The following is an 8,346-nucleotide window of genomic DNA, read 5'->3' as shown; positions in this document are numbered from 1 at the left end:
AGCGGCCCGGCACCTGGGCCGCCGCCGCCGGCGTGTGCTGCCTGACCGGGCTGCTCGCCGTGCTGGTCACCCCGGTGGCGGTGCCGATCCTCGCCGGCTACGCCCTGGCCGCCCTGCACGCGGTGGCCACCCGGTACCCACTCGTCCGCCCGGAGGCGTCGTGACACCCGCCGCCCGGCCGGCCGCCACCAACCCGGCCGGTGTGCCGGGCACCGGACCGGGCGACCGGGAAGCCGATCCCCGGCTGGTCGTCGGCGACACCGAGGTGGCCCGCTACGTCGTCAGGCCGGACCTCGACCCGAGGCACGGGCCCCGGCCGTACCTGCACCCGGTGCGGACCCTGGCCGGCACGCCGGTCACCGACGCGCTCCCCGCCGACCACGTCTGGCACCTCGGCGCGTCCCTCGCCGTGCAGGACGTGGACGGCACCAACCTCTGGGGCGGGCGGACCTACGTGCGCGGCACCGGCTACACCTGGCGGGACGACCACGGGCTGATCGCGCACACCGGCTGGCGGGAACGGGCCGCCGACCGGCTCGACCACGACCTGGAGTGGCGGGACCGGACCGGCCGGGTGCTGCTGCGCGAGCACCGCCGGCTCACCGCCACCCCGGCCGGCGACGACGCGTGGTGGCTCGACCTGACCGCCACCCTCACCCCCGCCACCGGCCGGGACGTCCACCTGGGCAGCCCGGCCACCAACGGCCGCCCCGGCGGGGCCGGTTACGGCGGCTTCTTCTGGCGGGCCGTCGCCGACGCCGAGCCCCGGGTGTTCACCGCCGACGACGCGGGGGAGGAGTCGGTCAACGGCTCGGCCGCGCCCTGGCTGGCACTGACCGGCACCGCGCCCGGTGGCGGGGCGTACACCCTGGTCTTCAGCGGACTGGGGCCGGGCGACCGGTGGTTCGTGCGGTCCGCGATGTACCCGGGCGTCTGCGTCGCGTACGCCTTCGACCGGGCGGCGGTGATCGCGGCCGGCCGGCCACGCCACAACCGGCACCGGGTGCTGGTGGCCGACGGCCACCTCGACCGTGCGGCGGTCGCCGCCCGGCTCGACCGGCCGGAGCGACCGTGACCGGCCCCGAGGTCGCCTGCCTGGGCGAGACCATGGTGGTGCTCGCCCCGCCGGCCGGCACGCCGCTGGAGCACGCCGACCGGCTCGCCGTCGGGGTCGGCGGCGCGGAGTCCAACGTGGCCATGGGGCTGGCCCGGCTCGGCCACCGGGCCGCCTGGGTCAGCCGGGTCGGTGACGACCCGTTCGGCCGCCGGGTGGTCCGCGAGATCGGCGCCGCCGGGGTGGATGTCTCGCTGGTCACCGTCGACCCGGCCGCCCCGACCGGCGTCTACCTGAAGGACCCCGGCCCCGACGGCACCCGGGTGCACTACTACCGGTCCGGCTCCGCCGCCTGCCGGCTCACCGCGGCCGCGCTCGAGGATCCCCGCCTGGCCGGGGTGCGGCTGCTGCACCTGTCCGGCATCACCGCCGCCCTCTCCGACAGCTGCCGCGACCTGGTCGGGCAGACGCTGGCCACCCGCCCGCTGCCCGACGCCCGGATCAGCTTCGACGTCAACCACCGCCCGGCGCTCTGGCCCGCCGACCGGGCGGCCCCGGTGCTGCGCGACCTCGCCGACCGGGCCGATCTGGTCCTGGTCGGCCTCGACGAGGCCCGGACCCTGTGGGGCAGCGCCGATCCCGCCGCCGTCCGCGAGCTGCTGCCGGGTCCGGACCTGGTGGTGGTCAAGGACGGCGGGGTCGGCGCCACCGCGCTGCCGCGTACCGGCCCCGCGGTCTTCGTGCCGGCGCTGCCGGTGGCCGTGCTGGAGCCGGTCGGGGCGGGGGACGCCTTCGCCGCCGGCTTCCTCTCCGGGCTGCTGCGCGGCCTCGACCTGCCGTCCTGCCTGCGGCTCGGGCACCTCACCGCGGCTCCGGCGCTCGCCGCGGCGGGGGACAACGCGCCGCCGCCCGACCCCGCCTGGACCGCCCGGGCGCTGGCGTTGCCGGAGGCGGACTGGGCCCTGCTCGAACTGTCGAACCATGGTGGAGGGAGCCGAGCATGAGCGGGCACGACTTCGGACCCGTCTTCGGCGACACGCGGGTGATGGTGATCCTGCGCGACCTGCCGCCCGACGAGACGGTCCGCCTCGCCGAGCAGGCCTGGGACCTCGGCATCGACGTCGTGGAGGTGCCCATCCGCACCCCGGACGCGGTGCTCGCGCTGCGCGCCGCCGTCGAGGCGGGCCGCCGCCGGGACCGGCTCGTCGGCGCCGGCACCGTACGCACCCCGGCCCAGGTCCGCCAGGCGGCCGGCGCCGGGGCCGCGTTCACCGTCGCCCCCGGCCTGGACCTGGCGGTCGCCGACGCCGCGGTCAGCTACGGCATCCCGCACCTGCCCGGGGTGGCCACCCCGACCGAGGCGCAGCACGCCCTCGACCACGGGCTGGTCTGGCTCAAGGCGTTCCCCGCGGTCAGCCTCGGCCCGGCCTGGTTCCGGGCGGTCGCCGGCCCGCTGCCCGAGGCCCGGTTCGTCGCCACCGGCGGCATCGACGCCGACAACGCGGGCGACTTCCTCGCCGCCGGGGTGCGCCTGGTGGCGGTCGGGTCCGCCCTCACCGACCCCCGGCAGATCCCCCGCCTCGCCGCCCTCGCCACCGGGCGGGACTGAGTCCGCCCCGGAGCACGGTCAGGCGGGGGCGGGGGCGGGGGCGAGGCTCTCTCGGTGGACCAGCTCGGCGGGGAGGGTCTCCACCCGGTCCCGGTCGGCGGCCGGGTCGAGGGCCAGGGTCATCGCCCGGGCGCCCAGCTCGGCCAGGGGCAACCGGACCGTGGTCAGCGCGGGGGTCACGTCGGCGGCGATCGGCATGTCGTCGAAGCCGACCACGGAAACCTCCGCCGGCACCCGTACGCCGCGCTCGCGCAGCACGCCCAGGGCGCCCACCGCCATCGCGTCGTTGAGCGCCACCACGGCGGTCAGCCCCGGTACGGCGTCCAGCAGCTCCACAGTGGCCCGGGCCCCGCCGTCGCGGGTGAAGTCGGCGTACCGGATCCGCTCCGCGGGCAGCGGCGCGGCCAGTCCCGCGCGGAGGCCGGCGAGCCGGTCGCCGGTGGTGGTGAGCGTCGCCGGGCCGGAGATGACGGCGACCGTGCGGTGACCGAGCCGGCTCAGTTCCGCCCCGAGCAGCCGGCACCCTTCCTCGTTGGCCGGCAGCACCGCGTCGCCCCGGTGCAGATGCCGGCCGACCACCGCCACCCGGCCACCGGTCGCCGCGTACGCGGCGAGCCGCTCGTCCAGCAGCGCGTTGACCCCGTCGTCCTGGTAGCCGGAGCCGGCCAGCACGATCGCGGCCACCTGCTGGGCGCGGAGCAGGTCGACGTACTCCAGCTCCCGCACCGGGTCGCGGTAGCTGTTGCAGATGATGACCAGCCGGCCCCGCTCGGTGGCGACCCGTTGCAGCCCCCGGGTGACCTCGGCGAAGTACGGGTCGGAGACGTCGTGCACGACCACGCCGACCACGCTGCGTCGCGGCCGGGCCAGAAGTTGGGCGTGCGCGTTCGGGACGTATCGCAGCTCGGCGACGGCCTGGAGCACCCGCTCGCGCAGCGCTTCCGCCACCGGCTTGCTGCTGCCGTTGATGACCCGCGACGCGGTCGCGGGGGAGACGCCCGCCCGGCGGGCGACGTCGGCCAACGTCGCCATGCCATCCCCCTTTGTCCATCCGGTCGGGCAGAGGCTATCGCAGGACCGCCAGGAAAGCCCTTGCCCGAGCGGCGGAGATCACTTCCGGGTGGGGCGGGAGGTGGTGGCCGTGGTCCGGACCGCCTTGACGATGGCGGGAATGGAGCCGATCAGCAGGACCAGCGCCCAGACGACCGCCACCACGGCGAAGACCAGCGCGCCGAGGTCGTCGGTGATGCTGACCAGGATCCCCGGCACCAGCCGGTGCAGGAACTCCAGCACCACCGTGCAGAGCAGCGTGGTCAGCGCCAGCAGCACCAGGCCCTTGTTCTGCAGGAAACGCGGCTGGGCCAGCAGCAGCAGGCCGCCCCAGAGCAGCTTGAGCAGCAGCACCAGGCCGAGCAGGGCGGACGCCTCGCCGACCGGGAAGAACCCCCACAGCGCCAGGTACGCGAGCGTGCCGAACGGCGCCGCCAGGAACAGCGAGACCATGATGGTCAGCTCGACGAAGGTGACGATCAGCAGCACGAAGGCCACGATCAGCAGCACGATCGAGAAGACCAGGGTGGCCACCCCCTGCACCCGGCCCTGGATCCGGTCCGGCACCACCATGCTCAGGCTGAACAACCCGGTCGTCCAGAGCGCCACCACGTCGATCAGCGCCAGCTGGCCGGTGCCCCGGCCGGCCGGTTCGGAGACGTGGCCGACGTCGCCCAGCTCCACGCCGAGCCGGCCGGCGCTGTCCCGCAGCGCGCCGCCGGCGTCCCCGCCGCCGGTGAGCAACGCCGAGCCCAGCTCCAACCCCACCACCAGGGCCACCGCGAGCAGCGCCAGCAGCAGGAACGGTTTGCGCAGCTCACCCATGGCGTACCTCCCCGCCGGTCAGGACCGGGCGACGGTGACCACACATCCGCCACCTCCCGGGCAGCCCAGCGCGACCTCGGTCGCCCGGTCCACGGCCACCTTCGCCACCGCCGTGCCGTCATCGCCCGGCGTCACCTCGTCGTGGACGGTGACCTCCGCGCCGCGCGGCGCCGGCGCGGTCACCTCGAAGGCCGCCCGGCTGCGCAGCACCAGGGTGCGCAGGCCGCCCGGGTCGGCCACCCGCAGCAGGCAGCCGGTGGTGAAGCCGACCACCGTGCCCTCGGCGGACGGGCTGGGCGGCGGGGCCGGCGGCGGGCAGTCGACGTCCACCTCGGCCGGATCGACGGCGGCGCCGCCGGCCTCGAGCCGACCCAGCCAGCCCGGCCGGGCCGCCGGGTCACCCCGGTCGTGCCGCCCCCCGCCGACCGCCACCAGGTAGAGCACCACCAGCAGTCCCGCCAGGGCCGCCAGCAGCACCTTCTGCCGTCCGGTCACGGGGTGAGCACCTGCGTGAAGCGGAGCTGGTCCACCCCGGCGAAGTACCGGTCGGTGCCCTGCGTCTTGCTCACCGCCACCAGGGTCACCTGGTGGGCGCCCCGGCTCAGGGTCACCGTGCCGACGTCGATCCAGTCGGTCTTCACCACGGTCGGGGTGAAGCCGAAGAAGGTGTCGCCGACCTGCCGGCCGTCGATCAGGAAGATGGTGTTCGCGTAGTCGAACGACGTGGTGCGCACGGTGGCGAAGCGCCAGGTCCCGTCCGCCGGCAGGTCCACGGTGACGGTCACCCGGTCGCCGACGGACCGGCCCAGGAAGAACAGCTGGGCGTCGCCGGACCAGGTGACCAGGCAGCAGTTCTTCTGCTCCAGCACCCCCGCCGGGACCGGGCCGGTCGACTGGACCGCCGCCCCCGGCACCAGGCTCTCCGCCTCCAGGGTCACCACCCGCGCCTGCGGCGGGGCCGGTGGCGGGTCGCCGCCGCGGGTCACCAGGAAGACCACCACCCCGGCCACGACCAGCACCAGCACCGCCGCGGCCGCGATCCACGGCCACGGCGAGCGCTTCGGGGGTACGGCCGCCTTCACGTCGTACGTCACCCGGCCGCTGGACCGGGAGCTCTCCTCCGGCGCGGTGTTCGCCGAGTACGCGAAACCGGTCATGTCGTAGCGCCGGGGCGGGGTGCCGGTCGGCACGGTGAGGCGGACCAGGAAGGACACCGACCCCTGGCCGGGCACCGCCCGCTGCGGCTCGGCCACGGTGAACCAGCCGCGCTGCGTGCCCTCACCGGGGGCCACGTCGAAGACCACGGTGTCCGGCGCCTCGCCCGGGTTGGAGACGGTGAAGGTCAGTTCGCCGCTGTTGCGCGCGTCGAGGGTGAACTGCTCGGCGGCGGCGACGACGGCCCATTCGGTGGTCATGGCGGCTCCTCTACGGCTGGTCAGGGGGTTCAGGGGAGGGAACGTGCGCCCGGCCGACCGCCCGCCCGGGCGCGGCGGGGTCCGGGTCGGGGAGGATCTCGACGGTGACCGCCGCCGGCTTCTCCGCCTCGACGATGCGGGTGATCACGGCGAGCTGGTCGGCGGCGGCCGGCGGCACCCGGACCACCACGTGGAAGGGGCGGTCCGCCGGTTCGTCCAGCCGGAACCCGGTGACCCCGGTGGCCAGCTCCAGCGCGGTGCGCATCCCGTACGGGGTGCCGCGCCAGCGGGCCAGCAGGGCGCCGTGCGCGACCAGGTCCCGCAGCCGGCCCACCGGCAGCGGCAGCGGCGCGTCCGCCCGGGGCGCGGTGACCACGTGGTCCATCGCCACCCAGCGGGTCAGGTACGCCACGAAGCCGTCCGGCGTGCGGTACGGCGCGAACAGCGCGTCGACGTCGGCGAGCACCGCCTCGTCCGGGGCGTGCAACGCCTCCATCACGTCCAGCAGCGCGCCCAGCACGCTGCCCGGGCCGGCGGCCCGCTGGTACGCGGCCGGCAGCAGCCGCTCAATCGCCGCTCGGCGCATCCTGCCGCACCACCTCGATGTCGTGCTCGCCGGAGCAGAGCAGCCAGGTGCCGGGAACGGTGACCACGTCGGCGGTGGCCTGGTTGGCGCTGGCCGCCCAGTCCACCGCGTCGCCGCTGCGGTACACGCCCCGCTCGCCGCCGGCCAGGATCAGCCGGTCGGCGCCCCCGGCGCCCGACGGCGTGGTGGCGGCGATCGCGTCGACCGGGACGAACCGGGTCCGGTCCCGCAGCGGCAGGCCGCAGTTGACCATCACCGACTGCCACTGCGGCTGGGCGGCGAGGGTGTCCAGCCGGACCACGCCGCCGCTCTGTGTGGCCGCGACCGCCAGGGTGCCGCTGAACGCGAGGTCCCGGCACGTGCCCCCGATCCAGCCGGCCTGCACCGCCTGCCACTTGACGTCGGACTCGAACAGCCGGGTCCGGTGGCAGCCCTGGCCGGGCTTCCTCGGGTCCGGTTCGCCCGCGCCGCACCAGAGCAGCGTCGCCGGCCCGTCGTACTGCACGGCGAGCACGCGGTTGTCCACGTTGGCCAGGCCGACGTGCGAGAAGGTGCCGGGGCGGCCGGCGGCGGTGGAGAGGTAGACCCCGAACCCGGCCTGCGCGGCCACCGCCACGCCGGGAGCGCCGCGCTCGGAGACGAACGCCCGGACGGCGTAGAAGCCGCGGTCGGCGTCGGCCGGGTCGACCAGGATCTGCAACGGCACCGCCCCGGGCAGCAGGGAGACCTCGAACAGGCCGGTGTCCGTGGCGAGCAGCAGCGCGCCCGCGCCGTCCCGGTCGATCCAGGCCAGGTCCTGCACCCGGGAGTCCAGGTCGGTCAGGAGCGTCCAGGTCTCCCCGAGGTCCGTGCTCAGCCGGACCCGGGAGCCGCCCGAGTCCCGGGCGGTGACCACGGCCACCGAGCCGGCCCGGGGCACGATGCCGGGGCGTGCCGGGGCCGGTGCCGGAACCACCCGGAGCACGCTCTCCGCGTCGAACCGACCGGCCGGCTCCCAGCCCGCCCCGGCGTTGGTGGAGCGGAACAGCACCGGGCCGCGCCCGGCGTACCAGGTGGCCGGCTGGTACTGGTCCACGGCGAGGGCACGCACCTGCGCGTCGGGCGCCTCGTCCACCACGAACCGGACCGACTCGACGTACCGCACGCCCGGTTCGGCGTGCTCCAGCATCCGGTACACGTTGGACGCGCGCAGCGGCTCGCCGAACGCCCAGCCGGTCGGGTTGAGCGCGGTGGGCAGCGGACTGAGCGTCTGGTGCAGCCGATCGTGCACGCGCCGGCGGACCGCGTCGACGTCCTCCTCGCGCCGGACCACCACCCGGGCCCGGATGGAGACCGCCTTGTACCGGGCCCAGCTCGCGCGGACCGCGGTGCCCAGCGCGCGGCGCCGCTCCAGGTCGGCCGCCACGCCGCGGCGGGCCTCCTCGACCTCGTGTTCGCGCAGCACGTCCACCGGCAGCCGGCCACCGGGGCGGGCCTGGTCCGGCACGTACGGCACCAGGACCACCTCGACCTCGCCGGGGCGGGCGAAGCTGTAGACGGCGGCCCGGGTGAACGCCCGGGCCCGGGCGATCGCGCCGGAGCCGGTGGCGAGGATCTCGTAGTCCCGGGCGGTCACCGCGCGCTGCTGGGCGAAGAACTCGTACGGCCCGCGCGCCAGCGCCGACTCCAGCGACTCCAGGTCCCGGCCGCCGCCGGCCGGTCCCGGGTTCTCCGCCCGCAGCCCGGGCAGCGGGTCGCGCAGGCTGGTCAGGGTGCCGGCCGCCACGTTCCCGGCCGGCCCGCCGCCGCAGCGGTACCAGAGCCGGAC

General features: G+C 76.4%; 9 protein-coding genes. 3 read left to right on the top strand and 6 right to left on the bottom strand.

The features are described from left to right. Positions 1-160 precede the first annotated feature (160 nt). The 3 genes from EFE23_RS26810 to EFE23_RS26800 are packed head-to-tail and all read left to right on the top strand — an operon-like array spanning position 161 to position 2,663. The gene (locus EFE23_RS26810) at positions 161-1,075 is read left to right on the top strand and encodes a DUF6807 domain-containing protein (RefSeq protein ID WP_123243669.1); all 915 of its coding nucleotides are present in this window, start codon (positions 161-163) and stop codon (positions 1,073-1,075) included. Further along, on the top strand, positions 1,072-2,058 hold the full coding sequence (locus EFE23_RS26805; RefSeq protein WP_233601160.1) for a sugar kinase: 987 nt from the start codon (positions 1,072-1,074) through the stop codon (positions 2,056-2,058). Before EFE23_RS26810 ends, EFE23_RS26805 begins: the two co-directional genes overlap by 4 nt. After that, on the top strand, positions 2,055-2,663 hold the full coding sequence (locus tag EFE23_RS26800; RefSeq protein ID WP_123243668.1) for a bifunctional 4-hydroxy-2-oxoglutarate aldolase/2-dehydro-3-deoxy-phosphogluconate aldolase: 609 nt from the start codon (positions 2,055-2,057) through the stop codon (positions 2,661-2,663). Before EFE23_RS26805 ends, EFE23_RS26800 begins: the two co-directional genes overlap by 4 nt. Positions 2,664-2,681: 18 nt before the next feature. On the opposite strand, the gene EFE23_RS26795 is transcribed toward EFE23_RS26800, so the two are convergent. From EFE23_RS26795 to EFE23_RS26770, 6 genes are all read right to left on the bottom strand, one after another. Beyond that, complete coding sequence (locus EFE23_RS26795; RefSeq protein WP_123243667.1) at positions 2,682-3,695, bottom strand: LacI family DNA-binding transcriptional regulator; 1,014 nt, start codon at positions 3,693-3,695, stop codon at positions 2,682-2,684. Between the two features lie 78 nt (positions 3,696-3,773). Beyond that, the gene (locus EFE23_RS26790; RefSeq protein ID WP_123243666.1) at positions 3,774-4,538 is read right to left on the bottom strand and encodes a hypothetical protein; all 765 of its coding nucleotides are present in this window, start codon (positions 4,536-4,538) and stop codon (positions 3,774-3,776) included. Positions 4,539-4,556: 18 nt separating this feature from the next. Next, positions 4,557-5,033: a hypothetical protein gene (locus tag EFE23_RS26785; protein WP_123243665.1), complete on the bottom strand. Its 477-nt coding sequence runs from the start codon at positions 5,031-5,033 to the stop codon at positions 4,557-4,559. Further along, entirely contained in the window at positions 5,030-5,953 is a 924-nt protein-coding gene (locus EFE23_RS26780; protein ID WP_123243664.1) for a carbohydrate-binding protein, read from the bottom strand. The genes EFE23_RS26785 and EFE23_RS26780 overlap by 4 nt, the downstream gene beginning before the upstream one ends. A gap of 10 nt (positions 5,954-5,963) precedes the next feature. Beyond that, a complete protein-coding gene (locus tag EFE23_RS26775; RefSeq protein WP_123243663.1) occupies positions 5,964-6,539 on the bottom strand; it encodes a phage tail protein in 576 nt (191 codons plus the stop codon). Next, a partial coding sequence (locus tag EFE23_RS26770) for a baseplate J/gp47 family protein (protein ID WP_123243662.1) occupies positions 6,520-8,346 on the bottom strand: 1,827 nt, incomplete at its 5' end. The genes EFE23_RS26775 and EFE23_RS26770, both read right to left, overlap by 20 nt.

The organism is Micromonospora solifontis (assembly GCF_003725545.1).
GTDB classification, from domain to species: domain Bacteria; phylum Actinomycetota; class Actinomycetes; order Mycobacteriales; family Micromonosporaceae; genus Micromonospora; species Micromonospora solifontis.
The sequence above is the reverse complement of the archived record's forward strand: the minus strand, read 5'-3'. Positions and strand labels throughout refer to the sequence as shown.